22 protein-coding genes are annotated in these 25,941 nt (G+C 47.0%); 12 read left to right on the plus strand and 10 right to left on the minus strand.

The annotated features are described in order from the left end of the window. Positions 1–21: 21 nt before the first annotated feature. Both H7F15_RS13550 and H7F15_RS13555 read right to left on the minus strand, forming a co-directional pair. On the minus strand, positions 22–1,752 hold the full coding sequence (locus H7F15_RS13550; RefSeq protein WP_185197516.1) for a M3 family oligoendopeptidase: 1,731 nt from the start codon (positions 1,750–1,752) through the stop codon (positions 22–24). A 106-nt stretch (positions 1,753–1,858) separates the two neighbouring features. Then, positions 1,859–2,938: a ferredoxin--NADP reductase gene (locus tag H7F15_RS13555; RefSeq protein WP_185197517.1), complete on the minus strand. Its 1,080-nt coding sequence runs from the start codon at positions 2,936–2,938 to the stop codon at positions 1,859–1,861. Positions 2,939–3,207: 269 nt separating this feature from the next. On the opposite strand from H7F15_RS13555, the gene H7F15_RS13560 reads away from it, so the two are divergent. Both H7F15_RS13560 and H7F15_RS13565 read left to right on the plus strand, forming a co-directional pair. Next, on the plus strand, positions 3,208–3,762 hold the full coding sequence (locus tag H7F15_RS13560; protein WP_185197584.1) for an HNH endonuclease: 555 nt from the start codon (positions 3,208–3,210) through the stop codon (positions 3,760–3,762). Between the two features lie 49 nt (positions 3,763–3,811). Next, positions 3,812–4,513, plus strand: coding sequence for a peptidoglycan DD-metalloendopeptidase family protein (locus H7F15_RS13565; RefSeq protein WP_185197518.1), 702 nt, complete (start codon positions 3,812–3,814; stop codon positions 4,511–4,513). Between the two features lie 166 nt (positions 4,514–4,679). On the opposite strand, the gene H7F15_RS13570 is transcribed toward H7F15_RS13565, so the two are convergent. Next, positions 4,680–4,928, minus strand: coding sequence for a hypothetical protein (locus H7F15_RS13570; RefSeq protein ID WP_185197519.1), 249 nt, complete (start codon positions 4,926–4,928; stop codon positions 4,680–4,682). Positions 4,929–4,956: 28 nt separating this feature from the next. Continuing rightward, on the minus strand, positions 4,957–6,171 hold the full coding sequence (locus H7F15_RS19665) for an FtsX-like permease family protein (protein ID WP_185197520.1): 1,215 nt from the start codon (positions 6,169–6,171) through the stop codon (positions 4,957–4,959). Between the two features lie 36 nt (positions 6,172–6,207). Between H7F15_RS19665 and H7F15_RS13580 the strand changes: the two genes are divergently transcribed. The 3 genes from H7F15_RS13580 to H7F15_RS13590 all read left to right on the plus strand — a co-directional run bounded on the left by H7F15_RS13580 (position 6,208) and on the right by H7F15_RS13590 (position 9,076). Further along, positions 6,208–7,455, plus strand: coding sequence for an exo-beta-N-acetylmuramidase NamZ domain-containing protein (locus H7F15_RS13580; RefSeq protein WP_370523729.1), 1,248 nt, complete (start codon positions 6,208–6,210; stop codon positions 7,453–7,455). Between the two features lie 4 nt (positions 7,456–7,459). Beyond that, complete coding sequence (gene fmt / locus H7F15_RS13585) at positions 7,460–8,389, plus strand: methionyl-tRNA formyltransferase (protein ID WP_185197521.1); 930 nt, start codon at positions 7,460–7,462, stop codon at positions 8,387–8,389. A 198-nt stretch (positions 8,390–8,587) separates the two neighbouring features. Then, the gene (locus H7F15_RS13590; RefSeq protein ID WP_185197522.1) at positions 8,588–9,076 is read left to right on the plus strand and encodes a dihydrofolate reductase; all 489 of its coding nucleotides are present in this window, start codon (positions 8,588–8,590) and stop codon (positions 9,074–9,076) included. Positions 9,077–9,132: 56 nt separating this feature from the next. Here H7F15_RS13590 and H7F15_RS13595 read toward each other — a convergent pair whose 3' ends face one another. Together H7F15_RS13595 and H7F15_RS13600 are read right to left on the minus strand one after the other, a co-directional pair. Continuing rightward, positions 9,133–14,226 (minus strand): C25 family cysteine peptidase, encoded by a 5,094-nt coding sequence (locus tag H7F15_RS13595; protein ID WP_185197523.1) that lies wholly within the window; start codon positions 14,224–14,226, stop codon positions 9,133–9,135. 12 nt (positions 14,227–14,238) lie between these two features. After that, positions 14,239–15,336 (minus strand): PorV/PorQ family protein, encoded by a 1,098-nt coding sequence (locus tag H7F15_RS13600; RefSeq protein ID WP_185197524.1) that lies wholly within the window; start codon positions 15,334–15,336, stop codon positions 14,239–14,241. A 257-nt stretch (positions 15,337–15,593) separates the two neighbouring features. Here H7F15_RS13600 and H7F15_RS13605 point away from each other — a divergent pair, with 257 nt between their 5' ends. Together H7F15_RS13605 and H7F15_RS13610 are read left to right on the plus strand one after the other, a co-directional pair. Further along, positions 15,594–15,938, plus strand: a complete 345-nt coding sequence (locus H7F15_RS13605) for a PadR family transcriptional regulator (RefSeq protein WP_185197525.1) — start codon at positions 15,594–15,596, stop codon at positions 15,936–15,938. Then, complete coding sequence (locus H7F15_RS13610) at positions 15,935–18,433, plus strand: GIN domain-containing protein (protein ID WP_185197526.1); 2,499 nt, start codon at positions 15,935–15,937, stop codon at positions 18,431–18,433. The genes H7F15_RS13605 and H7F15_RS13610 overlap by 4 nt, the downstream gene beginning before the upstream one ends. A 201-nt stretch (positions 18,434–18,634) precedes the next feature. Here H7F15_RS13610 and H7F15_RS13615 read toward each other — a convergent pair whose 3' ends face one another. The 3 genes from H7F15_RS13615 to mce form a co-directional block, all read right to left on the minus strand. Beyond that, on the minus strand, positions 18,635–20,062 hold the full coding sequence (locus H7F15_RS13615; protein ID WP_185197527.1) for a CCA tRNA nucleotidyltransferase: 1,428 nt from the start codon (positions 20,060–20,062) through the stop codon (positions 18,635–18,637). Between the two features lie 167 nt (positions 20,063–20,229). Continuing rightward, the gene (locus tag H7F15_RS13620) at positions 20,230–20,802 is read right to left on the minus strand and encodes an L-threonylcarbamoyladenylate synthase (RefSeq protein ID WP_185197528.1); all 573 of its coding nucleotides are present in this window, start codon (positions 20,800–20,802) and stop codon (positions 20,230–20,232) included. A gap of 99 nt (positions 20,803–20,901) precedes the next feature. After that, complete coding sequence (gene mce / locus H7F15_RS13625) at positions 20,902–21,303, minus strand: methylmalonyl-CoA epimerase (RefSeq protein ID WP_185197529.1); 402 nt, start codon at positions 21,301–21,303, stop codon at positions 20,902–20,904. 113 nt (positions 21,304–21,416) lie between these two features. Between mce and H7F15_RS13630 the strand changes: the two genes are divergently transcribed. From H7F15_RS13630 to H7F15_RS13645, 4 genes are all read left to right on the plus strand, one after another. Then, the gene (locus tag H7F15_RS13630; RefSeq protein WP_185197530.1) at positions 21,417–22,631 is read left to right on the plus strand and encodes an IscS subfamily cysteine desulfurase; all 1,215 of its coding nucleotides are present in this window, start codon (positions 21,417–21,419) and stop codon (positions 22,629–22,631) included. A 93-nt stretch (positions 22,632–22,724) separates the two neighbouring features. Continuing rightward, positions 22,725–23,138: a Fe-S cluster assembly scaffold IscU gene (gene iscU, locus H7F15_RS13635; RefSeq protein ID WP_185197531.1), complete on the plus strand. Its 414-nt coding sequence runs from the start codon at positions 22,725–22,727 to the stop codon at positions 23,136–23,138. Between the two features lie 12 nt (positions 23,139–23,150). After that, a complete protein-coding gene (locus H7F15_RS13640) occupies positions 23,151–23,558 on the plus strand; it encodes a hypothetical protein (protein ID WP_185197532.1) in 408 nt (135 codons plus the stop codon). A 12-nt stretch (positions 23,559–23,570) separates the two neighbouring features. Then, positions 23,571–23,897 carry an iron-sulfur cluster assembly accessory protein gene (locus tag H7F15_RS13645; RefSeq protein ID WP_185197533.1) on the plus strand — a complete coding sequence of 109 codons (327 nt, stop codon included), beginning with the start codon at positions 23,571–23,573 and terminating at the stop codon, positions 23,895–23,897. Positions 23,898–23,967: 70 nt separating this feature from the next. Here the strand turns inward: H7F15_RS13645 and H7F15_RS13650 are convergent, their stop codons facing one another. After that, positions 23,968–25,266, minus strand: coding sequence for a T9SS type A sorting domain-containing protein (locus H7F15_RS13650; protein WP_185197534.1), 1,299 nt, complete (start codon positions 25,264–25,266; stop codon positions 23,968–23,970). 185 nt (positions 25,267–25,451) lie between these two features. On the opposite strand from H7F15_RS13650, the gene H7F15_RS13655 reads away from it, so the two are divergent. Next, positions 25,452–25,838, plus strand: a complete 387-nt coding sequence (locus tag H7F15_RS13655) for a hypothetical protein (RefSeq protein WP_185197535.1) — start codon at positions 25,452–25,454, stop codon at positions 25,836–25,838. The last annotated feature ends 103 nt before the right edge of the window (positions 25,839–25,941 follow it).

A 25,941-nucleotide genomic window follows, 5' to 3' on the forward strand; every position in this document is an offset into this window, starting at 1 on the left:
TCCTATAGTTGTTTGCTTAACTTATAGTTGATCCATTTCGTGCTGCACAAAATCGGCCAGACTGCGGATGTACTCCGTACTGAAATCGAATTTAATGCCGGCTGCTTCGTAAACCTCGCCGATAGATACGGTATAGCCCAGGCTAAGCGCACGTTTGTAAGCGGCTAGACCTTCTGCCGGGTTTTCCTTATAGTTTTTCCAGACGGCAATGGCGCCTAATTGGGCCATGGCATACTCCACGTAGTAAAACGGCACTTCATAAATGTGCAGCTGCTTTTGCCACATAACAGGCTTGTATTTTTCCAGTCCTTTCCAGCTTACTGTCAGGTGGTTGAACTGCTCAAATATATTCACCCATTCCTGGTGGCGTTGCGCTGTTGTCTGCTCCGGATGCTCGTAGATCCAGTGCTGGAATTTATCAACTGTAGCTACCCACGGGAAAGTTTCCAGCACGCTTTCGAGGTGTGTTTTCTTGGCGCGACGTAGCTCATCTTCATCTTCAAAGAACGTGTCCCAGTAATCCATCGAGATTAGCTCCATCGACATAGATGCCAGTTCAGCAACCTCTGAAGGTGGATGTTTAAAGGAGTTCAGTTCCAGCTCACGGGTCAGGAAGGAATGAACAGCATGGCCGCCCTCGTGCAGCATGGTAATCACATCACGCAGACTTGATGTGGCATTCATAAAAATGAAAGGCACGCCAATTTCATCAAGCGGATAGTTGTAACCGCCCGGGGCTTTTCCTTTTCTGGATTCCAGATCCAGGTGGCCCATGGCGCGCATCGTAGCCAGACAATCGCCCAGGTAGGTATCAAGTTTATAGAAGACCTGCACCGTTTTCTCCAGCAGCTCCTCGCCAGACTTAAATGGCTCCAGCGGTTTTTTACCGGATGGGTCTACATCCAGGTCCCAGGGACGAAGCTCGTCTACACCCAGTTTCTGCTGGCGCTCTTCATCAATCCTGGTAAGTAGCGGAACTATAGTTTCTTTGATGGATGTGTGGAAATCGAAGCAATCCTGCGGAGTATAGTCGAAGCGGCCCATAGCGGCAAACATGTAGTCGCGAAAATTACCGAAACCGGCATTTTTGGCAACCTGTGTGCGCAGGGTCAGCAGCTCATTAAATAGCTCATCCAATTTTTCATTATCCTGATAGCGACGTTCCTGTATCGTTTTCCAGGCATTCTCACGAACAGCACGGTCGTTCTGCTTCATACGGTCTGCCGCGCGCTGCAGGGTCATCTCTTCGCCTTCCAGGGTTACCGTCATGGCACCGGTAATAGCGGCGTATTGCTGTTGTTTGGTACTGATCTCGGTATTAAGCGGAATGTTTTCTTCACGGAAGATCTCCAGCGCACGCTTTACACCACGCAGGTAAATGCGGTACTTCTCCTGGTCCAGCTCTTTTACATACGGCGACTGCATCAGCTTTTGGTTAAGCTCATGGTCGTAGGGTGCTATCTTGGGATCGATCTCAGAAACAAAGTATTGAAAAGCTTTGGTGCTTTCTTCATTCTGCGTATCGCAGGTCATCCGGATGTAGCGCCAGCCCATGTCTTCGGAGAGCATGCTCTCCAGTTCGCTGCGGTCGGCCATCCATTTCTCCAGTTCCTGCACATTAGTTATTTCTCTGCCTTTCAGTTCTTCAAAATAAGGTTGCAGGGCTTCCCAGGTCTCCACCTTAAAATCATCGGGCAGGTAGGTACGCGACTTCCGTTCGGGTATAATTAAGTTTGCTGCTGATTTCGTCATAATGCTAACGTATATTCTAAAAGTGTAATATAAGGACTTCAACTGAAAGTACAAAAAAAGCCACACCGAATGTGGTATGGCTACTTAATTTATACGCAGAAGTTTCTTATCCGATTTCAATTACTACGTCGCTGGTAAGCGGATGGCCAACGCAGTTCAGTACGTAACCTTCCTCCATTTCCGCATCCGACAAGCCTTCGCGTTCATCTAAATGTACCTTTCCGCTCAGGCATTTGCCACGGCAGGCGGTGCACAAACCGGCCTGGCACGAATAAGGCAGGTCCACATCCTGTTCCAGGGCTGCTTCCAGTATGGTCTGGTCCGGGTTTACAGTTACACTGTACTCCGATCCTTCATAAATTATAGTTACTGTTTGTGTTGTTATCTCGTCTTCATCCGTTGAGCTCACATTGCCATGCTGGTTCTCTTCCAGTTCGCCGGCAGTTTTACTGCTCACAAAACTTTCTCTGTAGATTCTGTCGGCCGGTACATGCAGCACGTTCAGGGCTTTGCGCACTTCGTCCATCATGCCTTCCGGTCCGCACATATAATACAGGCCATTTGTGATCCTGGTAAGCTGCAATCGCTCCAGAATTTTAATGATCAGGCTCTGGTTCATACGGCCGCGGTGCTCGCAATCCTGCTTCGGCTGGCTATAGATATAAGCGATCTGCAGCCGGTCCGGATTTTCTGCACGCAGCTGCTCCAGTTGCTCTTTAAAGATAACGGAGTCTTCGTCGCGGTTACCGTAGAGCAGTGTTACTTTGCTGTCCGGCTCTTCGCGCAGCACACCTTTCAGGATAGACATGAGCGGGGTAATGCCACTGCCTGCACCTAACAAAATTACATTCCGGTTTTCGGAGGCATTGCAGGTGATACAGAAATTACCAAGCGGTTCCATCACTTCTATCTCCTGCCCTACCTGCGCGTTATCAAGCAGGTAATTAGAGACTTTGCCACCCGGCACACGCTTTATAGTTACTGATAGCGTCTGCTCGTGCGGGGTACTGCTCAGCGAGTAAGATCGGCGTTCCTTCTTGCCCTCAAACGGGATGATGAGCGTGAGAAACTGACCAGGTTTATAGTTTATAGTTTGGTTTGCGGGTTGTTCAAAATGGAGGGTAACAGCATCTGAAGTTTCGCGGGTAATGTCCGCTATTTTCAGCGTGTGGTAAGAGCTACTCATTTTTATTTTGTCTTAAGGAATTCTGATTTCGGATTAGAACCTGATTTGAAACTGAAAGTTACAATAAACTTACATGTTGTGAGAAAGTTTTTGTCAAAACATAACGTTTTTCTATTAAGTATACGTACAAGAGCAAATCTGAAAAAGCGCTGCATGCAGATTGGGAAAAAAGCTGCAACTTTGTGCAGTTGAGCAGCTTCAGAAGCAAAAGGGACGTATAAACTCCCACTCAACAAACCGTTCTAACACCTTACTACAATAAAACTGTGATGCTTTATAAACTCACGCTAAAAAACTGTGAAAAAACCGTAGTGGTAGATGACCACACCTACGAGTACATTCAGAAAAACGCGTATCTGCAACAGATCGAATTCCTGAAGCACCTGCGCATCCACTCCAATGGCTACGCCTTCTTCCAGAAGAACTGGCCTTTAAAGAATGGCAAGTACCGCAACGAAACGATTTACCTGCACAAGCTTATTGGTGAGCAACTGCTGGAGAAACCGGAAAGCAACATCAAGCTGTACGTGCATTTCAAAAACGGCAACAAACTGGACTGCCGCCGCGAGAACCTGGAATGGGCACCGCTCTGCAAAATTGTGCGTAACACCACCAAAACAGAAAACAAACTGGGTGTGCGTGGCGTGCATAAGGAGGCGCAGAAATATCGCGCCATCATCCATCATAACAAGCAGCGCATTAACCTGGGAACTTTCGAGACCTTGCAGGAAGCTGCCCTGGCTTACAGCAAAAAATCGGAAGAGCTGTTTGGCAAAACCAAAAGTTTAAAAACACTCTCTAAGTTTGTGGAAGAAGTAAATTAACTTCTTATACTTGCGCCCGCAGCTACAAATCAGCTGAACAAGAGAGTGAATGAAAACAACTACAGAACTTAGCGAACTGCTGAGACGGCACACTGCTGCCTTTGCCCCGGTAATTAAAGCCGATATGCAAAGCAACGCAGTGTGCCGTCTTGATTTTACAGCTGCCAACACCTTACTGCAGCAAACCGATTTAGTTGATACCGCAACCTTTAACGAGGCTGTAAACCAGATGCTGGCCGAGCAGAATGCAACTATAGGCGTAGGCGGTTATTTTGAAGACCGGTCCATCTACAGACGAAGTGCACACTTTGATGCCGCTGTCGAAAGCCGGAACCTGCATTTGGGAATTGATATCTGGATGAAAGCCGGAACACCTGTTCATACACCGCTGGATGCTATCGTTCATAGTTTCCAGGACAACAACAACTTCGGCGACTACGGCCCAACTATAATCCTGCAGCACGAACTGGAAGGCGTTACGTTTTATACCCTGTACGGCCACCTGAGCCTCCGGTCGCTGGAGGGTTTGGAAGCTGGAAAGGAATTTAAGAAAGGTGAGCAAATTGCCTGGCTTGGTAACTACCCCGAAAACGGTGACTGGCCGCCACACCTGCATTTCCAGATCATGACAACAATGGAAGGTCGCACCGGTGACTTTCCGGGTGTAGCCGCTGCATCTGACAGAGCACACTATGAGCAGATCTGCCCTAACCCGAATCTTATATTGCAGTGCCCACTGCTGCCGATGTAGAACTATAGACCTCACAGTGTCCGGGGACCTGTGAGTGTCGGGCTACGAAGCAACTATGACGCTCACAGGAGCTGCGCACACTGTGAGGTAACTGCCAACTATAAATCAGAGAAGCCATACTTGCGGGTATGGCTTTCCTGTTTTTTATAGTTGGTGATTGCGTTTTTTATTTACTCATCCCCTTACTGGTAACAAATTCTTCAAAAAGAAGCTCTTCCCTTCTTTCTTCTTCATTAAGATCATCAAGTTCTAAATTACTCATACCAATTGGTGAATAGAAAGTCCACTTCAATATTGGTCTATGTTTGAAAAACAAATGAGTTTCTGCATATTCATCATGATGATAAATACCGAACCATAATCTAATCAATATCCCTAATACTAAAGTTATGATGATAAATAAAATCTTCTTCATATCTCTAAAATTAGAAGCATTCTATCCCTTAATCAAACTTGATAGCTTTTACCGGTTTAATGCGGGCTACCATGGCGGCCGGTATCAGAATGGCGAGCATTGTCATGGCAAGGGTGATTACATTTAGCACCACTATAATCCCGAAGTTCCAGCTGATCGGAACAGTGTCCATGTAATAGTTTTCGGGGTCGAGTGGGATGAGATTGAAATAGTATTGTATGGCGCAAAAACCGATACCGATGATATTGCCCCACAACATACCGCGCAGCGTTAAGTGCAGTCCCCGGAAGTAAAACACTTTCCGTATCTGCGCATCCGTCGCGCCTACCGCCTTCAGTACCCCGATCATATTTATCCGCTCAATGATCATGATAAACACGGTAGACACCATGTTGAACGTAGCGACAAACACAATAAGTACTAAGAAGATAACCACATTTTTACGGAGTAATTGCAACCAGTCGAACAGCTGGGCATGGCGGTCCGTTATCTTTTCCAGCTGCAGATCATAGTTCATTTTTTCGAACACCTCATCTGCCACCTGGTCTATCTTGTTATAGTCTGTCAGCATTACTTCCATGCCGCCGGCAATGGAATCGGGCCAGTTGTTCAGCTCGCGTATCAGCTTTATATCCCCGATCACAAACACTTCGTCAAACTCTTCCAGGCCGGTATTAAAGATGCCGGATACTTTCAGTTTGCGCGCGCGCGGTGGGTTCTGAATGAAATAAAAAATGGCTTCGTCTCCAACTTTTAACTTCAACTTTTCGGCTACACGCCGGCTCAGCATCACTTCCTTAGACGAGGCCGTATCGTTATAGCTCAGCAATTGACCGGCATCCAGGTTATGCTTCATCGAGCTCAGGTCGTAGTCTTTGCCCACGCCTTTCAGCACCACGCCCAGCACCTCGTCTTCCGACTTAACTATAGCAGTTTTGCGGGCATAAGCCTGTATCTGCTTCACGCCCGGTATCGAGTCCTTTTCCGAAATACCCACGTTTACACTGATGGGCGCGCCCTCGTATGAGTTGTTGGTATCGTACTTGCTTATCTGCAGATGTGCCCCAAAGCTGAAGATCTTATCGCGAATCTCGTTTCGGAAGCCTTCCAGGATAGCAAACGACACAATCATGATGGCGATGCCGGCGGCTATGCTTATAATTGCTATTTTTGTAACCGACGCCGTAAACGAACCGGACTTAACTTCTGAGATCTTCTCGGATATGTACTTGGATATGTTCACGCGATAAAAACAGGATAAACTGCCTTAAAGATAGGTATGAAATTTGACTTCTCCGTAATTATGATACAGCCACTGTTTTTACTTTACATTTCGTTGTTGCTGGCCATGGGCAGCTGCACGCCACAGCAAACACCTGAGCAATCTCAGCAAACTGAAGAGCCACCTATAGTTACTGAGCTATCGAAAGATGAATTGATGCAGACCGGCGCCGAGCAACTGGAACTGTACCTGCCCAGGCTGCAGGGCAAGCGCGTTGGTATGGTGGTAAATCAGACATCCATAGTTGGCAATGCCCATTTAGTGGATACCCTGCTGAGCCATAATGTTAAGATTACAACCATTTTTGCGCCTGAACACGGTTTTCGGGGCGAAGCCGATGCCGGTGCTTATGTAAAAGACGCCAAAGACACGAAGACCGGCCTGCCTATTATTTCGCTTTACGGTAAAAACAAAAAACCTTTACCGGAGCAGCTCACCAATATAGATGTACTGGTTTTTGATATCCAGGATGTGGGGGCTCGCTTTTATACCTATATCAGCACGATGCACTATGTAATGGAAGCGGCGGCCGAAAATAATAAGGAAGTAGTAATACTGGACCGCCCAAACCCGAACGGTAACTATGTTGATGGACCGGTGCTGGAACCGGAGCATAAGTCTTTTGTTGGCATGCACCCAATCCCAATCGTTCATGGCTTAACTATAGGCGAACTTGCGAATATGATAAACGGTGAGAAATGGCTGGAAGGCAAGCGACAGGCGAAAATCACGGTTATTCCGGTTGCCAACTATAACCACAGCATACCTTATAGTTTGCCAGTGAAGCCATCACCAAACCTGCCTAACCAGCAAGCTATTTTGCTTTACCCTTCGCTTTGCTTATTTGAAGGAACAAATGTAAGTGTTGGTCGCGGTACGCCAACTCCATTCCAGGTGATAGGCAGCCCAAACTATAAGTTTAAGGAGTTTTCGTTTACGCCGGTTAGTATGCCAGGCGCTACCGATCCACCTCACAAAAACCAGGTTTGCTACGGCAAAAACTTAACTGATCCGGCCGCGGCACAACCCTTCACGTTGGCTTACCTTATCGATTTCTACAAGAACTCAACCCAGCAGGATAAGTTTTTCAACAATTTTTTTGAAAAACTGGCCGGTACTTCAGAGCTCAGAAAGCAAATAATAGCCGGAAAAACAGTGGCCGAGATTCGTGCCAGCTGGGAGCCTGCGCTGTCAAACTATAAAACCTTACGCAAAAAATACCTGCTCTACCCCGACGCAGAATAACACTATGCCAAAAGACTTACGCATCATATTTATGGGCACTCCCGACTTTGCAGTGCCCACGCTACAGATACTGGTTGAACACAACTATAACGTAGTTGCGGTCATTACGGCACCGGATAAGCCAGCAGGCCGTGGCCAGAAAATGCAGCAATCGCCGGTGAAGGAGTATGCCGTTTCGCAAAACATACCGGTACTGCAGCCAACCAACTTAAAGTCAGAAACTTTTCTGGAGGAGCTACGAAGCTACCGGGCCGACCTGCAGATTATAGTTGCCTTCAGGATGTTGCCGGAAGTAGTGTGGAGCATGCCACCGCTGGGTTCGTTCAATATACATGGTTCGTTGCTGCCACAATACCGCGGTGCCGCGCCTATTAACTGGGCTATCATCAATGGCGAAGAAGAAACCGGTGTTACCTCCTTCTTCCTGAAACACGAGATCGACACAGGTGACCTGTTGCTGCAAACCCGCGTGCCGGTGCTGGAGGAAGATGACTTTGGTACGATGTACGAAAAGCTGAAGTACGAAGGCGCTAAGCTGGCTTTGCAAACAGTACAGGCTATTGAGCAGGACAATGTAAAACCCATGCCGCAACCACAGTCCGGAGAATTGAAACACGCCCCGAAGATCTTTAAGGAAACCTGCGAGATAAACTGGAGCAAGCCAGCATTTCAGGTGCGTAATTTTGTTAGAGGCCTCTCCCCTTACCCTACCGCCTGGACGCGCATCGGCGATAAAACTTTCAAGATCTTTAAAGTAGAAGTGCTGGACAATGCAGGTTATGAAGGTGCACCGGGCAGCGTATTTACCGATAACAAAACCTATTTGCACGTAAAAACCGCCGACAGTGCTGTGGCTATAGTTGACCTGCAAATGGAAGGTAAAAAACGGATGCCGTTGGCTGACTTGCTACGTGGCTATAGTTTTAATCTATAGTTTGACGTAGACCCACCCCGGCCCCTCCGAGGAGGGGAATTGGGCTATAGTGTTATGTAATTTATCATTCTATAGTTGGGTTTAGTTTTAACTATAGAATTGTCACCTAATTCACCAAGAAGAAATTCCCCTCCTCGGAGGGGCCGGGGTGGGTAAACACTTTATTGAGTTCTCACATTACACCTTAACAAATAAACTATGATCGCTATAGTTGTAGCCGTTGCCGAAAATAACGTGATCGGGAAAGATAACAAGTTGATCTGGCACCTGCCTGCCGACCTGCGCTTTTTCAAGAACCTGACCATGGGCCACCCGATTGTGATGGGCCGCAAAACATATGAGTCTATTGGCAAGCCGCTTCCGGGGCGCACTACGGTTATAATCACGCGCCAGCACGACTTTGAAGCGCCCGGCTGCATTGTTGTAAATTCAATAGACAAGGCTATAGTTCAGGCCCAAACTATAGACCAGGACGTGTACATTATTGGCGGCGCTGAAATCTATAAGCAGGCATTAAGCAAAGCAGATACAATTTACCTGACACGCGTGCACCACACGTTTGAGGGTGATACTTTCTTCCCGGAGATAGTGGAAAACCAATGGGAAGCAGTTTCGGAAGAAAAGCACGAACCAGACGAGAAAAACAAGTATAGCTATAGTTTCGTGACACTGAAACGGAAACTATAAAACAGAAAAGGAGCAACTATAGTGCTGCTCCTTTTCTGTTTTATAGTTAGCTTAACTTAACGCAGGATGTAGATCTTTCCGTAGCCGTTCTTGAAAGCCTTGTCTCCGAATTTCTGTTTGTGGTACATCGGCTCATTGCTCTGGCTCACTACCACGCGGTACAGGTACACGCCATTAGCCAGTCTGTCGCCGTACATATCAGTTCCATCCCAAGCATACTCCGTTTTGTTATTACCGATGCGCAGTGGCCCCAGTTCCTCTTTCATGATCTCTTTCACTACCTTTCCGGTTACCGTCAGGATCTGGATCTTGATATGGTCCGGGATAACGGCGCCGGTCAGGGTAAAGATAAACTGTGTTTTGGTTGAGAACGGGTTCGGGAACGGATAGAAGTTTGTGATTGAAGAACGGTTCTCTACTTCAAAATTGATGCGGTAAGGCGAAAGTCCGGACTGCTTACCAGCCACGTCTTTGGCACGGATCTCCATCGTATACCGGCCATCCGACAAGGTTTTAGGCTTGAACTCAACTCTGAAATCACTTTTATCAGTCGCCGGGAACACCTCTACATGCTCTACTGATTCCGATGTTTTATCCAGCGAAAGCTCGGTTTGAATACCTGTTTGATCTATAAGCACCACCGACATACCACTTGCATCTTCCAGGAAGGCATACCGGTTCTCATCCTTAACAGTAACGCTGACTACCGGGCTTGGCGAGATCAGTTCTCCATCCATAATGTGCACGCCATCAAAGGCTACATCCATAATCGGGTGCAGCTTGCTTTTCACCTTAAACGGCACCACATAGATGTTATTAAAGTAATTCTGCTCTGGCTGCAACCGCGGATTCACATATAGGGTAATCTTATAAGTTCCGTCCAGGGCCAGCGTATTAAGCTCAAAATTAAAAGTTGCATTTGCGTTGCCCGCCAATGGCGCCAGCTTCAGTATTTTCTGAATCGGTTGTATGCCATCTCCGGTAACGGTCACGTCCACTGCCAGCGAATCGCGGAAAGCAAATGGCGTAATGTTCTGGAAAATCATTGGCAACGTGATCTTGCCTTTGTTTGCCTGTTCGGTCAGTATGGCTTCGCTCACCTCCACCAGGTCCGGCCGTATCACACCTTCAGGTGCAGCATCGTAGTACACCAGCCACTGCTTCAGCTGTGGTGCCGAACGGTCTGTAGCATCTGACAGGGATGCCTTTAACTGCAGGTAAGGATAAGCCGCTGCATCGATCGTTGACAAGTCAAATGCTTTGGCCGTAACCGATTCTGCCAGTGTCGTCTGGTTTCCGTCCGCATCCACCCCGATCACGCTCAAACTATAAGCATCATTGCCTTCCTCGTACTTTTCAATGTTATGGTGCAGCGTTCCCCAAGTCAGCGCCGGCCCTATCAAAGTAGAAGTAATCTCACCGGCATCCTGGTTGGAGAGTACTCTTGTTTTTAAGGCTATTTCCTGCTGGTTAAATGGAACTGATTTATCTGTAGCAGTGGTTTCATCAGCCTCTCCCGGCGCAGCTCCTTTACGGCCAACTATAGCAAATGGGTCGCCTGTTTTAAGGGTGCTTATAAGCGAAGATCCGATTTTGCCTAATGCAGCTTTTTGTGTTGCCGTAAAATCATTGAAAGGAACATTGTTTACGCTGATCGCCAACACATAATAATCCGCTGGCACTGCATTAATAAACGTCTCCAGTTTCGCACGGTTTGCAGCTGTACGCAGGTCACCGAAGTCATACATATAAGGTTCAGCAGAGCAGGCGTAAGCTGGAACAATGTTTTCAACCAGCTTTAATGTTTTGTTATCAATCACGACCATGATCAGGCGGGGCGTAGAGCTACCGGCAGGGTTACTACAACCCATATGGAGCATAGGCCGGCCCTCTATTACAAGATTGTGCCCGGGTGTTTTAAATTGGTTTGCGCCACCAGTTGTCCTGATCTCTATATCGTTTTTAATTGTACTGAACGTCCAGTGCGGCATTTTATCCTGCAAGGCAAGCGCATTCAGTTGTGCTCCCCGAAACTGTCCGGCATGGCTTTGGGACCATCCACCCTTTGCACCATCTATCACGCGGAAAGAGTTGGTAGCATATAATGTATCTTCTCCTACGCTATACTCCTGAAAGCGTACACGCCAGTAATACACTGTACTGTCCGGCAGATCACCTAAGGAAGCCAGGTTAAGATCCCAGGTCGGTAGCAAGCTGCTCGGTTGTGAAAAACCTTTTTTCAGCTTACTATTAAAATGCTGTGTCGTATCCACTTCCAGGTAAAAGCCCTGGCGGCTGTCCTCCACTATAGTTGTCTGAACAACTACCTTCACATTTTTGCTGTTAACTATACTATAGTTGGCAGGTGTAAGCGCTACTATACCAGATGCTGGGAAAAAGTGCTGAATATGAGCGACGTTATTCATCTCGTCCAGCTCATCTATTGCAAAATCACCATCCAGTGTTACTTCAAATTTGTTCATGCCCCGCGCTGCTACTCCCCTGTTATCAATTGGTATAATAAGCTTTTCGCGGTACATGATCGGGGCCACTTTAACTTTAACCGGTTCTAATTCAGTATTATCAGCTAATGTGCGCTTAACAGATACTGTAACAGAGTCTGTTATGGCTTTACCCCAGTTACCAGCACTTAGCACTATATTAAACTGCTCAGCTGAAGCCGTCAGAATCTCCCCTTCTACCGCACTTACCACATCAGCTTCATTTTCAATAGCTACATAATCAGGCTTAGAAGGTGCGTAAAATCTTATTGCCGGGTCGCCCTGCAGTACCATTTCCAGCACCATGGCAATTACAAGATCAGAGCTTCTGGTACTCAATACCTCCCTTATAGTTTGCTGTTGTATCTCCCCGATGGTTTTACCAAAGTATTCGAGGTCATTAAATGCCGTTTTGTAAAAGGCAGTTGAGTAATAATCAAGAACAGAAGGATAGCCAGACTCTGCATGTGCAATGAAAGCGATAGCCCCTTTCTCCGGAGTATTGAGCCAGTCTTCGCCAAACGAACGGTTATTAGGAATAAAAGCATTGCCTGTCCCACATCCATTCATCAGGATAACCGGGTATTTATCCTTGTTATTATACCCATTTGCAGGACTCGAAACCGATCCGACATCCAGGTCGCTGGTACTGGAGGAACTATGGCCAAAAAATGTCATTAACGACACACCTGCATTCACCTCTGTAGCTACATTTATCGTTTCCGTTGACTGGCTTACATTCTTTCTATACTTCTCAATGATGTTCGCGCCAAAGTAAGGACCTTTCGCGATTCGTCCATACTTTTCGAGGTAGCCTGTAAGCTCACTTATTTCCCCTATCTGCTTACCTCCTCCTAACTGTAAGATATTTTTCCGCCAGGGTAATCCGTCAGGTAACGATTCATGTGAAACGACCTTATTCAGATAATGTATGATATCCTCTGCCTTTGTTGCCGGGAGCCTGCCCGTTGGTATAGCTGGTACATATTCTCCGTTCCTGAAATCAGCGGTAAAGAAGATATCTGAAACAGGCGCTATTCCTGTTGGTACCAGGTCAACTTCATGCACTTTATTATAGCGTGCGCCAACATGGTAATAACTGAACTTTCCACTGCCATAGATGGTCTGATAATCGTCCGCTCCATACATCAGCCCTTTGCCCAGAATAAACAGTGTTTTTGGCCTGGTTGAGGTCTGCATATACGACATCATTTTTCGTATTGCATTCACCGAGAACTCGCCGTAGTGGAACTGATCTATCACCTGATCCATGTGGACCAATAGCGTGTCGTAGCCACCTCCTGCCTGCGAAGCCCGGTAAGCTGCATATTCCTCCGGAGCTCTATAGGCTGACCCGAGCACTTTCTTCATCAGCCTCTTATTGGTTAATATTATATAATTATGTGCCGATGGCGTAATATTACGGAAGCGGATACCTTTCTGATAACCTACAGGTTTAATAGGTTTAGCTGTATTTGCTACCAGTACTGTCCGGGTAATTACATTATTATCAATAACAAAGCCTTTGTTTGTGCCATTTGTATAGCCTACAATCCGGATAACGTTATAAGGATCTGTTACATCAAAAGCTACGCTTGTTGCTGGCGCTCCCACAAGTTCAAAGTAAGGCGTTGCTGATCTGGTAGAATCTGTATAAAAAATGAGCTGGTTCTGCGTAGACGGAAAAACGGTGCGCTGTGGGTATATAATTTTAGCATAACCGAAACTAACCTGATTTGTCTCAATCTCCTTACCTTCCGGTGTATAAAGCTTATCAGGGAGTGTTTGAATAGTAACCTGCCCATTAGCTGCAATATCTGTAAACTCTATCGTAGTATTTTCTTTTGCGAAGCTATCCCCATAAATATTGAAACGCTTCAGCAGTTTTGTAGTGCTGCCAACTACTAAATTAACTACAAAAGGATGGATAGCCTGTTGCCAGGTACCTACCACATACTCTAATTTCGGCTTCGGTCCCGTATTTTCTATATTAGTAACAGGGCCAGATCCGTGAATGTAAGTAGTCGTAGCATTGGGATAGTTTCTGAGATTACGGGAAGTATTAGAGAAATATCCTTCCCCTTCATCCAGCCAGGGCATCCTGTTATCAGCGTAAGACTTACCACGATAGAAGCGGTCTGTGTTCATAAACAGGGATCGCTGCAGGTGGTAAGGCTCCGGTGTTTTACCATTCACAGCCGGGTTATTATGCACCATCCGCTTTCCCTTTGTCGGTGCTACAGTCAGGAAATACGATGCTGTGTCAGTATATAAACTATAGAGTTTATGCGGCTGAAGTGCAGGATTTTTATACAACTCCCTGTCCAGTGCGCCGTCGTTCCGCTCGCCGTAAAACTCGAGGTAATCCTGGGTATCCAGTTTTCCATCCTGCTCACCGGCCACATAAATTGCCACTTCCTTTCCACGACGGAACAGTTGCAGGTTCTGAGGGTTTACATCGGCAAGGCCTAACTGGCTCAGGTAGGCATAATCGAGTTGGTGTATACCAGTCTGGGTTACCTTTATTTTGTGGTACGTCTGCTCGTAGTTTATCCACTCGTTGCCAAAGGTAGCCTGCGCCTGCACTGTTGTCCCGGCCAGCAGGAAGAACAGAAGAGATAAATAGGAAAAAGATGCTGGGAAACGCATGGTTAGTAAAGCTTATCTGAAAGAATAACCCATGGAGATGATAACCGAAGACGTATTGGCATTTGAGATGGAATTCTTCTCCCGATCGCTCATGCGCGAAAGGGCAAGATCCAGGTAAAAGCCGTTGGAGACGAAGCCAACCCCGAAATTGGGTTGTATTTGTGATGCTTTGCTGCCGTCGAAACGGGTGGTTTGCTGGTAATTGCTGAGGCCGCCACGCACAAAAACTGATTTGGCGTAGGTCAGTTCAACACCTACATGCGGATCGACTGACACAAGATCAGATTTGAGCAGCACATTCCGCTTGCCGTCAAAAGTCATGTCCACATCGGCTGATACCAGTGCTGAGAACTTATCGTTTATAACAAAATTCCTGGCAGCACCAACTATAAGGCGCGGTAGGGTAAGTTCAGCGGTATTTTCGGGCAGATCGTTGCCGGTCTGTTCGTAGGCTTCTTCCAATTCCTCTACGTTATGCGTCCAGGCAGTAAACGTGGTCGTGATATCCCGGGCCATCAGGCCGAATTGCCAGTCGCCGCGCTGCAGCTGGGCACCGGCATCTATTCCAAAGCCCCAGGCATTGGCAAAATCACCTACGTTGCGGTAAATGATCTTGGCACTGGCACCTAACTGCAAGCCCTCGATCAGGTTACTCCTGCGGGCATACGACAGAAGAACAGCATAATCAGCCACCGAAAAGAACCTAATACTATCGTACTGGATATGGCCGAACTCGTTCTGCAGACGGCGGGTGTCAGCTATGTCGTCCACACCGAGGCGAATGACCGATACAGCCAGTGCGCTGTTGGTATCTATCGGCATGGCAAAACTTCCGAAATCATTTTTGGCGATACCGGCAAACAACTCCGAGTGCATCAGGGCGATGTTATACTTATCGGGCAGGCGCAGCAGGCCGGCGGGGTTCCAGTAGCCGGAAGTAGCGTCGTTGGTTACAGCTACCTGTACATTGCCCATACCAATGGCGCGGGCCCCTACTCCTACATTCAGAAACTCGTTGCTGTACTTAGGTGCTGATACCTGTGCCATTGCCGGAAAGCAGGAAACAAGAAACAACACGGCCAGCAGGCACTTAAGGGTAGATTTGTGCATAGACCAATCGCAAAATTTACATGAATATCAGCCGGGATTTAAGCCCATTACGGGCTACATTTCACCTCTAACACGACATCCGGCCAATAAGTTGTATTTCTTAAAAATATATTTTTTAGTCAAAAATACAACTTTAAAGTATAAAAACGCCCCATCTGCAAAACCTGCTATAAAAAGTTTCGTAATATTTTTTAACAGTACCTTGTTTTACATAGTACCTTATATTATCTTTGCTTCAACATTATAACCCCATCATCATGAAAGTAGAAAACACACAAGTGCAGATGCGGAAGGGAATTCTGGAATTCTGCATCCTGGAGATTATCTCTCGTGGTGAAGTATATGCGTCCGACATGCTGGAAGAGCTCACAGCAGCCAAAATGATCGTAGTGGAGGGAACCCTTTACCCGTTGCTAACCCGCCTTAAGAACGCAGCACTTCTCGACTACACCTGGGTAGAGTCCACATCGGGGCCGCCCCGCAAGTACTACACCCTCACCGACACCGGTAAAGAGTTTCTGGAACAGCTCCGCGCAACCTGGGGCGAACTGGTTGAATCTACCGAATTCATCATTCAAAACAAGAAAGCACAACAGTCATGAAAAAGAATATAAGCATCAACTTACAAGGCATCATCTTTTATATAGAAGAAGATGGCTATGAGCAGCTGAGCAGGTATTTGGCTTCTATCCGCACGTACTTTTCAAACTATGAAGGGCACGAAGAGATAGTTGCTGATATTGAGCTGCGTATCGCCGAGATCTTTTCTGCACGGCTTTCTCCGGTTAAACAGGTAATAACACAGGAAGATGTGCAGTACCTGATCGGCCGTATGGGTAATGTTACTGAGTTTGAGATAGAAGAACCGGTAGAGGAAGAAATTCCAAACTATAGCTCGACAGGAGCTGGTGCTGGTGCAGCTTCGGCAGCGTATGCAGTGCCGGGCACGAAAAGACTGTTCCGCGACATTAACCGCAAAGTTATCAGTGGCGTGTGCGCTGGTATAGCCAATTACCTGAACATCGATGTCGTTTGGATCCGTCTTTTCTTCATCCTGTTCCTGGTGCTGGGCGTGCTTTCTGCGGGTATCTCTGCCATGGCTGCGGTTATCCTTTACATCGTGTTGTGGATAGCCATGCCCGAAAGTACTGAGCTGCCTGACACAACTGTAAAGAAACTGTTTCGTGACCCCGAAGACAAAAAGCTTGGCGGTGTTGCCAGCGGTATAGCCAAGTATTTTGGTGTAGATGTAGCCGTAGTGCGCATCTTGTTCCTGGTATCGCTGTTCCTGGGTGGCTTTGGTCTGATACTTTACATTGTGCTCTGGATAGCGGTACCCGAAGCGGTAACGCTAACCGAGCGCATGCAGATGCAGGGCAACCCGGTAACACTGGCTGGTATTGAGCAAACCCTCAAAGACAGCCTGAACATGAAGGACCATAACGGCGAGGAAAGCCCATTAGCTAAAATCATCCTACTTCCGATCCGCCTTGTATCCCAGATCATTAACTGGATGGGAAAAGCACTGGGTCCTGTACTTGGTTTCCTGGTAGCGCTTATCCGCGTGGCAGCTGGTTTACTGCTGCTTCTGATCTCTGTAGGGTTAACAGCTGGTCTGTTCAGCGCTTTCTTTGCATCCATGGGCTGGCTGGATAGCTCCAGCATGGTAGAGATGGGTCCTTTCAACTCCTCGGTGTGGTTAAATGGCTTTCCCAGGCTCGGATTGGTGGCTGGTCTTATTGTAGGCCTTATTCCTTTACTTTTCCTGATACTGCTGGCTATTGGCTTATTAGCAAAACGTTTTCTGATGCGCCCAACAGTTGGCTGGTCTCTCTTCGGTGTCTGGATATTTGCACTTATAGTTATGATCGCCTCAATCGTCTCCTTCAGCGGTAATTTTAAACGCAGTGGCGAAATAACGATAACTAAAACCGTTCCTGCCGCAGGTATCACCACCCTCGACGCCTACGACATGGATGTGGACTATGATAACCTTTACATTGATGTACGTGAGCATAATGGCCAGAACATAGAAATAATACAGCAGATAGAAGCCAAAGGCCGCACCGAAGAAGAGGCTAAGCAGAATGCCCGCATGATTTCTTACCGCGTGGTACAACTGGACTCTACCCTGCGCTTCGACGACAGCTTTGATTTTAAAGAAGGTGCCAGCTTCCGTTCTCAGGACCTGAACATCATACTAAGATTACCAAAAGACAAGCCGTTCCGCCTGACACGTGAGTTTGTTTACCTGCTGCCAAACGCTACTTTCGACAAAGACTATGGGTACGACAAAATTGTGCGCAACACATGGCGTGCAAAAGGCGATATGCTGGAGTGTATTACCTGTGCAAGCGATACTTTAGATACCGAGGAGCCTGGCGGTGATTTGAATAATGATGGCTCGTTTGGCGCTGCTTACATCGCCGATAAGGAAAGTGTACTGAACGACCCGGACTCTTATGGCGACAACAGCCGATCGTTCCAGGTAGCTGACTTCGACCGCATCAGTATAGGTGGGCCTTACCACGTACAGATCAGACAGGGCAACCGCCACAGTGTGCGCGTGCAGGGCGACAACAGCGAGATCAAACGTATGGATGTGGAAAGCAGAAACGGAGAACTGGAGATCACTTCCAACCGAAAAGCCTTCAACCTTTTTGACGATGCGGACCCGGTTCTGATCATGATCACGGTTCCGGACCTGAAAGCGCTGGAACTGAGCGGAGCCATCAAAGCCGACATTATCGGAATTAATACCGACGAACTGGTGATGGAGCTGAGCGGGGCGACCGAAGCTGCTGTACAGGCCCGTGCCAACGTAATACGCGCCGATATTGCCGGTGCCTCGAGCACACGCTTTACCGGTACCGCCGACAGATTTGAGGTTGAAGCCGCCGGCGCCTGCAGCATTAATGCCGAAAACTTACAGGCAAAACATGTAGTGATAGAGGCCAGCGGTATGACGGTAGCTTCTGTATTTGCCAGCAACAGCCTGCGCGCCGATGCTTCCGGAGCCAGCAACATTACCTACAGTGGTAACCCGAAAAGCACCCAGGTAGATGCCAACGGAGCCAGCAAGGTGAAAAGAAAATAAACCTTTACTTCACCCTTAACAAAATAAAAGCGGGCTAAACTGCTTATAGTTTAGCCCGCTCCTGCCACACTTAGTAATACAAAATAAAACTATAATTGAAGTACCTGTTTACACGTTACAAAAGTACATCACCCTTGTGTTTAGTTGTTTGATGAATCTGCGGGGCTCCTTTATCAAAAGGGGCCAACGCAGATTTTCTTTTTAAGCCAGCATGTTCCTGGCTATAGTTAGTCCTTTTTGTTCGCCTTTCTGCAACAGGTAACTATAGGCCTCTTCAAACTCGTTCTTCACTTTTCCTTCCAGTATCGCTTCAGTTAACATCTCTTTCAACTCCCCAACTGTTTTCGAAGGCTTCAGTTCAAAGGTCTCCATGATGATCTCGCCGGTAATTACAGGCTGGAAATTGCGCAGTTTGTCACTTTCTTCCACTTCCACCAGGCGCTTTTCTACCTTATCAAAGTTCTGCAGGTAGCGCTTTACTTTGCTGTCGTTTTTGGAGGTGATGTCGGCGCGGCACAGTTTCATCAGGGCATCTATGTCATCGCCGGTTTCAAACAACAGCCTTCTGATGGCGGAATCGGTAACAGTATCTTTTACCAGCGCAATCGGGCGCAGATGCAGTTTTACCAGTTTCTGCACAAACTTCATGTGCTCGTTCAGGGGCAGTTTCAGATCCTTAAACAACTTGGGTACCATGCGCGCACCACGGTCCTCGTGACCATGAAAGGTCCAGCCGGCTTTTGGGTGGTAACGTTTGGTATCCGGTTTGGCAATGTCGTGCAGAATAGCGGCCCAGCGCAGCCACAGGTCATCTGATACCTCGGCTACGTTATCCAGCACCTGCAGGGTGTGGTAAAAATTATCTTTATGCGAATTACCGTTCTTTGTCTCCACGCCCTGCAGTTCTACCATTTTCGGGAAAATCAGGTGCAGCAGGCCGGACGTGAACAACAGTTTAAAACCGTAACTCGGGGTTGGTGCCAGTATGATCTTGTTCAGTTCATCTGTTATCCGCTCCTGCGATACTATTTTAATGCGCTCCTTGTTGTCAACTATAGCATCAAACGTATCGGGATCTATGTCAAAGCCAAGCTGTGTAGCAAAGCGAATGGCACGCATCATACGTAGCGGGTCATCTGAAAACGTAATGCCGGGCTCCAAAGGCGTGCGGATGATTTTACGCTTCATGTCCTTCAGGCCGTCAAACTCATCTATCAGCTCGCCATAGTTTACCTTGTTCAGGCTGATGCCCAGAGCATTTATCGTAAAGTCGCGGCGTTTCAGGTCATCGTCCAGAGTGCCTTGTTCTACTTCGGGTTTGCGCGAGTGTTCGCGATAAGATTCTTTGCGGGCGCCTACAAATTCTACTTCCCAGTCGCCGGAGCGGAGCATAGCTGTCCCAAAATTCTTGAAAACCGAAACTTTTGGCTTGTGCACCATTTTTTTAGAAACCAGTTCTGCCAGCGCAATGCCGTCCCCAATGCAAACCACGTCAATATCCTTTGAGGGCCTTTTCAGTACCAGGTCGCGTACAAAACCACCTATTACGTAGGCATCTACCCCAAGCTCCGCTGCCGCAGCAGCCACCACATCAAAAACAGGATTATCCGGCAGTTTTATAGTTTCCATCAAAAAAGTAAAACCCCAGGCGGTTTGTTACACCTGGGGCACAAAATTAAAATATTATCTCGAAAGCATTTTATTTTAGACAAAAGACAATTGGACAAAGGACAAAAGAAAGCTTTATGAAAAACTATAGTCTTTTGTCAATTAGTCCTTTGTCAATCTGTCTATAGTTACTCCCTTATAGTTTCGGTATCGCCGCTTTCGGTTATCTTAATGATCCGGGAAGGTTGGGCAGCCTCGGTTTCGTCCTGTCGCCAGCGTACCACGTGGTCTACGCGTTTCTTTAGCTCTTCTTCTATCTCGGCAAAGGTGGCCGGCGATTTACCACCGCTCAGGTTAGCCGATGTAGATACCAGCGGATGGTCTATCTGCCGGATCAGGCGGTGGCAGAACTCATCTTTTACTATCCGGATGGCTACACTTCCATCCTCTGCTATCAGGTGCTCGGGAAGGTTCTTTGCCTTCGGAAAAATATACGTTGTGGGCCTTTCCTGCTCTTTCAGAAGCTTTAAGAATGTCTCCGGCACTTCCTCTACATATTCGGCCAGCATTTTTTCGTCTGCTACCAGTATGATCAGGGCCTTTGCTTCGTCCCGCTCCTTTATCTTAAATATTTTCTGAACAGCCTTGGTATCGGTGGCATCGCAACCTATCCCCCACACTGTATCGGTCGGGTACAGGATCACATTGCCCATCAGCAGTTCCTCCTCCGCTGCCTGCACTTCTCTTACCAGCTCTTTCATCGTTTTATAGTTGTTAAATTGTTAAATGGCTTAATTGCTGAATTGCGATAGTTTAACTATAAGTGGGTTAACAATTTAACAATCCAGCAATTCAACAATTTATTTTATTTCCTGTGTCAGTTCTACCAATACGCCATTGGCACTTTTGGGGTGCACAAAGCAAACCAGTTTATTATCAGCGCCTTTTTTGGGTTGCTCGTTCAGCAACGTAAATCCTTCCTGTTTCAGGCGTTCCATCTCGGCTATAATATCTTCTACTTCAAATGCTATGTGATGGATGCCTTCACCGCGCTTCTCTATAAATTTAGCTATGGCACTGTCCGGGTTGGTGGCTTCCAGCAGCTCTATTTTGGTGTCGCCTACTTTAAAGAACGAGGTGTTTACGCCCTCCGAGTCCACATACTCTGTTTTATACGGTTCTGCGCCCAGCAATTTATAGTACAGGGCATTTGCTTCGCTAAAATTTTTTACGGCTATACCAATATGTTCAACCTTCTTCATTTTGAATTTGTAATTAGTCTAAGTAAGTAAAATTTCGTATTTTTGCACCGAATCAAAACTAAACAATTCTGCCAACTGTTATGGTAGCAGAGTAAAAAGATATTAAAAGTGCTATGCTAACATTTCCGATATATTTAGATAACAATGCCACTACACCGCTGGACCCACGTGTACTGGATGCCATGATGCCTTACCTGACCAACAAGTTTGGTAACGCTGCTTCGCGTAACCACGCATTTGGCTGGCATGCTGAAGAAGCCGTTGACTATGCCCGCGAGCAGATCGCTTCGCTTATCAACTGCAACCCGAAAGAGATCATCTTCACGTCAGGGGCTACCGAGTCCGACAACCTGGCTATCAAAGGTGTATTCGAAATGTATGCCTCTAAGGGTAACCACATCATTACAGCTACTACCGAGCACAAAGCGGTGCTGGATACCTGTAAGCACATCGAAAAAATAGGCGGTAAGGTTACATACCTGCCTGTAAACGACAAAGGCCTTATCGATCTGAAGCAGCTGGAAGAAGCGATCACCGATAAGACCATCCTGATCTCGATCATGTATGCCAACAACGAAGTAGGCGTGATCCAGCCAATTAAGGAAATCTCTGCTATCGCTAAAAAGCATGGTATCCTGTTCTTTACAGATGCTACGCAGGCGGTAGGTAAAATACCGGTGGATGTAGAAGCAGATGGCATCGACCTGATGGCTTTCTCGGGCCACAAAATGTACGGCCCTAAGGGTGTTGGTGCCCTGTATGTGCGCCGTAAAAACCCACGCGTTAAAGTTACTGCCCAGATGGACGGTGGCGGACACGAGCGTGGTATGCGTTCCGGTACGTTGAACGTTCCTGGTATTGTTGGCCTTGGCAAAGCTGCCGAGATCGCGAAGCAGGACATGGAAGCTGATACCGCCCGTATCTCTGCCATGCGCGACCGTTTAGAGCGTGAGCTTTTAACGATAGAGGAGTCTTACGTGAATGGTTCTACGGAGCACCGTCTGCCACACGTAACCAACATCTCTTTTAAATATGTAGAAGGCGAAGGCCTGATGATGGGTGTGAAAGACATCGCTGTTTCTTCCGGATCTGCCTGTACATCAGCATCTTTGGAGCCATCTTACGTATTAAAAGCGTTGGGACTGAGCGATGACCTGGCACACTCTTCGCTGCGTTTCGGTTTCAGCCGCTTTACTACCGACGAGGAAGTAGACTACGCGATAGACCACGTGAAAGAAGCAGTTGCCAAACTTCGTGAAATGTCTCCGCTATGGGAGATGTACAAAGAAGGTATCGACCTGAACTCAATTGAGTGGGCAGAACATTAATAATGACGAATTAAGAATTACGAATTAATAATGATTCGTGGTTCTTGCTTCAATTCATAATTAGTAATTAATAATTCGTAATTTAAATTAGCTATGGCTTATTCAGATAAAGTAATTGATCATTATAACAACCCACGCAACGTTGGTACGCTTGATAAGGCGAAGAACAATGTGGGTACTGGCCTTGTAGGTGCGCCTGAGTGCGGCGACGTAATGCGCCTTCAGATTGAAGTAGACGAGAACCAGGTAATCACAGATGCGAAGTTCAAGACGTTCGGTTGTGGTTCTGCAATTGCTTCTTCGTCGCTGGCTACGGAGTGGCTGAAAGGTAAAACTGTTGACGAGGCACTGGCTATCGATAACATGGACATTGTGGAAGAACTGGCATTGCCTCCGGTAAAAATTCACTGCTCTGTGTTAGCTGAGGATGCTATTAAATCTGCTATCAACGACTACAGAGTAAAGAACGGTTTACCAGCTCTTGAGCTGCCTAAGTCTCACCACTAAGAAAGAGACTCGATGGAGTCAAGAACAGATGTGCATGTAGAAAGTGCACGCATTCAGAAGCAGATTGAGAGCCACCTCGGTATGAGCGGCAGCAGTCTGCTTTTTGAATTCCGCCAGATGGATAACAAAACCCGTCTGGATCTGATCACGGTAAACCCGCGCCACAACCAGTCGTTCCTGTTCCACACCGAAACCGGTTACGACAGAGTGGATGTGCTCCGCAAAATGCTGGAGTATGTGCAGAACTACCGCGACAAAGAGAGCTCTTACACCGTGCAGTGGATGGCCAGGAGCGATAAGGAGCTGAACACTTCTTACTTCAGGGCCCGAAACATGTACGAAGCGCTCGATAAATTATACTTTGGCCGCGACATGAACACTATCACTGTTTTTAGTGTTGTAATGAACCCGGTATCTTAAAGAACTATAGTTATGATAACAGTATCAGATAAAGCAAAAGAGAAAGTTGTAAAACTGAAGCAGGACGCTCAGTTAGACGATACCTTCCGTTTGCGCGCATCTGTTGCAGGCGGTGGCTGCTCAGGCCTGTCCTACCAACTCGACTTTGACGACGAAGTAAGACCGATGGACCAGGAGTTTGAAGACAAGGGTGTGAAAGTAGTGGTTGACATGAAAAGCTTCCTGTACCTGGCCGGCACAGAGCTCGATTTTTCAGACGGGTTGAACGGTAAAGGTTTCTTTTTTAATAACCCTAACGCCAGCCGTACCTGCGGGTGTGGCGACAGCTTCTCGGTATAACGAAACGAAACGTAAATAAAACAAAAAAGGCAGCTGAAACAGCTGCCTTTTTTGTTTGGTATGAGGTTGTTTATCGCTTTACAAACCGGAGTGTCTGTCGCTCCCCTTTTGTATTACAAAGGAGCAAACTATAGTTTCCGGCTTTTAAATGACTTACAACCAAAGTGTGTTTTCTAGCTTGGAAAGGAACGGGTTCGTGATAAATGAGCCGGCCGGCAAAATCGTAAATGGTGATGGTATTACTTTGCTCGGGCAGGTCTAAATTTAAAATACTGGTCGCTATAGTTGGGTAAAGCAGGGCTTTGGTCAGGGCCTTAACGTGCACAGCTACAACTTTTGAGTAACTATAGGTGCCATCGTAATCCACTTGCTTAAGCCGGTAAAAAGCTGTTCCGCTTACAGGCTGCTCATCGGTAAATCTATAGTTAGACGGAAGTGCGCTGGTGCCTTTGCCTTCTATAGTTGCGACGGCTGCAAACTCTTTCCCGGTAATGCTTCGCTCTACTATAAAATGGCTGTTATCCTTCTCCGAAGCGGTAGCCCAGTTCAGCTGCACCTGCTGGTTGATCTGCCGGGCCGAGAACGACACTAATTCTACAGGCAGCGGAGTAGGATCGGTAGGCGCATTGGTCGTCCAGGTCATGCTGAAATCATCAATAGCCAAGCCGTGGTCGTTTTCAAATTCATCAAGGTCTTTCCAGCGCAGCATCACATAATGCCCGGGTAGTACATGTACTTGTATCGTTGCGGAAACCTGCTTTCGGTTAGCCGGTGCATTTCCGTTTAAAGGTCCTCCGGTTGCATAAAAGACCGGGCCCAGAAAATTTAGCTCCTTCACATTCGTCCAGCCTGCATCAGATTTGGGAGAAAGGTTAAACGAAGTCGGATCAGCCCCGGTAGCATACCAGAAAGATAACATATGCTGCGGGGTAGCGGGTCTGGCACTCCTCCACTGCTCACCTGTATAGTTTACATTCAAAGATGTAATGGTATGGCCTGTGTTGTTCTGAATCAGCAATCCCCAGGCAAATTCACCAACCGTACTGGTGGCAGACGCAATTGAGCCTAATGCACGGTCGGAACTCTTCTCTAAGCCATAACTATACAAGCCGCCATAGTTAGAAGAGCCTGTGCCTGCAGTTATGGTTGTTGTGGTTGGAACCGTCCGGAAAAGGTACCAACCGGGAAAGTACTGCGTGTTATGCTCCCAGGTGCCTGAACCGGAGGCAGGCAGTCCGTCAAAATTCTGGGAATAACTGGATAAATAAGGATGAAGACTTACCTGCGGATAAGCCTTTGTGGCTACCAGCAACACAGCAACTATAGCACTCCAGAAAAAGCGGGTAAATTGGGTAGAGAGTTTTACCATACAAACTATAAATCAACTTCACATGAGACTACCGGCTATTCATGCCGTCAATTTTTCTCAGCTTAACTATAAGTGTATCAGTATAGTTCATCCGGTCATCATGATTTTAGCCAATTTTCTGAAGGGTAGTTAAATTTTAATAAAACCTGACTATATTTGATTTTATACATATAAACGATACAACGATGAACACACGTCTTTTAATGGCTGCCAGTGCCTTTTGGTTAGGTGCCTCCGGCCTGTTATTCTCTTTTTTACCGGAAGAGATTCTGGTCTACGCCGGCGAACAGCCAGCAGGCACATCTGCTATGATGCTGCAACTGTTGGGAGCTGTTTACATGGGCTTTGCGATGCTGAACTGGATGGCCAAAGGCAACCTGATCGGCGGAGTGTACAGCAGGCCGGTGGCAATGGGTAACCTCGTACATTTTGTAGTGGCAGGTCTGGCGCTGCTAAAGGCAGCCTTTGCTACCCCCGATGCTCCGGCATACTGGGTAGCGGGCGGTATCTTTATAGTATTTGCAGTACTTTTCTGGAAAGTGGCATTTACACACCCGCTAAAACAAGCCTGATCAACTATAGTTTACCACAGAAGCTACGGGGCTATAAGCATAAATCTTTGAAATTACCTGCTACATTGCATTTTTAATTCCTGATTCTCCGATTTACCTTAGC

Origin of the sequence: Pontibacter sp. Tf4 (assembly GCF_014212495.1) — a bacterium.
Taxonomy (GTDB): domain Bacteria; phylum Bacteroidota; class Bacteroidia; order Cytophagales; family Hymenobacteraceae; genus Pontibacter.

Coding starts and splice junctions, on each gene's coding strand:
- H7F15_RS13550 (WP_185197516.1), bottom strand. CDS start 1,752: ATGACGAAATCAGCAGCAAACTTAATTATACCCGAACGGAAGTCGCGT.
- H7F15_RS13620 (WP_185197528.1), bottom strand. CDS start 20,802: ATGAAAGAGCTGGTAAGAGAAGTGCAGGCAGCGGAGGAGGAACTGCTG.
- H7F15_RS13650 (WP_185197534.1), bottom strand. CDS start 25,266: ATGGTAAAACTCTCTACCCAATTTACCCGCTTTTTCTGGAGTGCTATA.
- H7F15_RS13605 (WP_185197525.1), top strand. CDS start 15,594: ATGAAAGTAGAAAACACACAAGTGCAGATGCGGAAGGGAATTCTGGAA.
- H7F15_RS13640 (WP_185197532.1), top strand. CDS start 23,151: ATGGAGTCAAGAACAGATGTGCATGTAGAAAGTGCACGCATTCAGAAG.
- H7F15_RS13565 (WP_185197518.1), top strand. CDS start 3,812: ATGAAAACAACTACAGAACTTAGCGAACTGCTGAGACGGCACACTGCT.
- H7F15_RS13610 (WP_185197526.1), top strand. CDS start 15,935: ATGAAAAAGAATATAAGCATCAACTTACAAGGCATCATCTTTTATATA.
- H7F15_RS13630 (WP_185197530.1), top strand. CDS start 21,417: ATGCTAACATTTCCGATATATTTAGATAACAATGCCACTACACCGCTG.
- H7F15_RS13595 (WP_185197523.1), bottom strand. CDS start 14,226: ATGCGTTTCCCAGCATCTTTTTCCTATTTATCTCTTCTGTTCTTCCTG.
- H7F15_RS13590 (WP_185197522.1), top strand. CDS start 8,588: ATGATCGCTATAGTTGTAGCCGTTGCCGAAAATAACGTGATCGGGAAA.
- fmt (WP_185197521.1), top strand. CDS start 7,460: ATGCCAAAAGACTTACGCATCATATTTATGGGCACTCCCGACTTTGCA.
- H7F15_RS13580 (WP_370523729.1), top strand. CDS start 6,208: ATGAAATTTGACTTCTCCGTAATTATGATACAGCCACTGTTTTTACTT.
- H7F15_RS13655 (WP_185197535.1), top strand. CDS start 25,452: ATGAACACACGTCTTTTAATGGCTGCCAGTGCCTTTTGGTTAGGTGCC.
- iscU (WP_185197531.1), top strand. CDS start 22,725: ATGGCTTATTCAGATAAAGTAATTGATCATTATAACAACCCACGCAAC.
- H7F15_RS13615 (WP_185197527.1), bottom strand. CDS start 20,062: ATGGAAACTATAAAACTGCCGGATAATCCTGTTTTTGATGTGGTGGCT.
- H7F15_RS13645 (WP_185197533.1), top strand. CDS start 23,571: ATGATAACAGTATCAGATAAAGCAAAAGAGAAAGTTGTAAAACTGAAG.
- H7F15_RS13560 (WP_185197584.1), top strand. CDS start 3,208: ATGCTTTATAAACTCACGCTAAAAAACTGTGAAAAAACCGTAGTGGTA.
- mce (WP_185197529.1), bottom strand. CDS start 21,303: ATGAAGAAGGTTGAACATATTGGTATAGCCGTAAAAAATTTTAGCGAA.
- H7F15_RS13600 (WP_185197524.1), bottom strand. CDS start 15,336: ATGCACAAATCTACCCTTAAGTGCCTGCTGGCCGTGTTGTTTCTTGTT.
- H7F15_RS13555 (WP_185197517.1), bottom strand. CDS start 2,938: ATGAGTAGCTCTTACCACACGCTGAAAATAGCGGACATTACCCGCGAA.
- H7F15_RS13570 (WP_185197519.1), bottom strand. CDS start 4,928: ATGAAGAAGATTTTATTTATCATCATAACTTTAGTATTAGGGATATTG.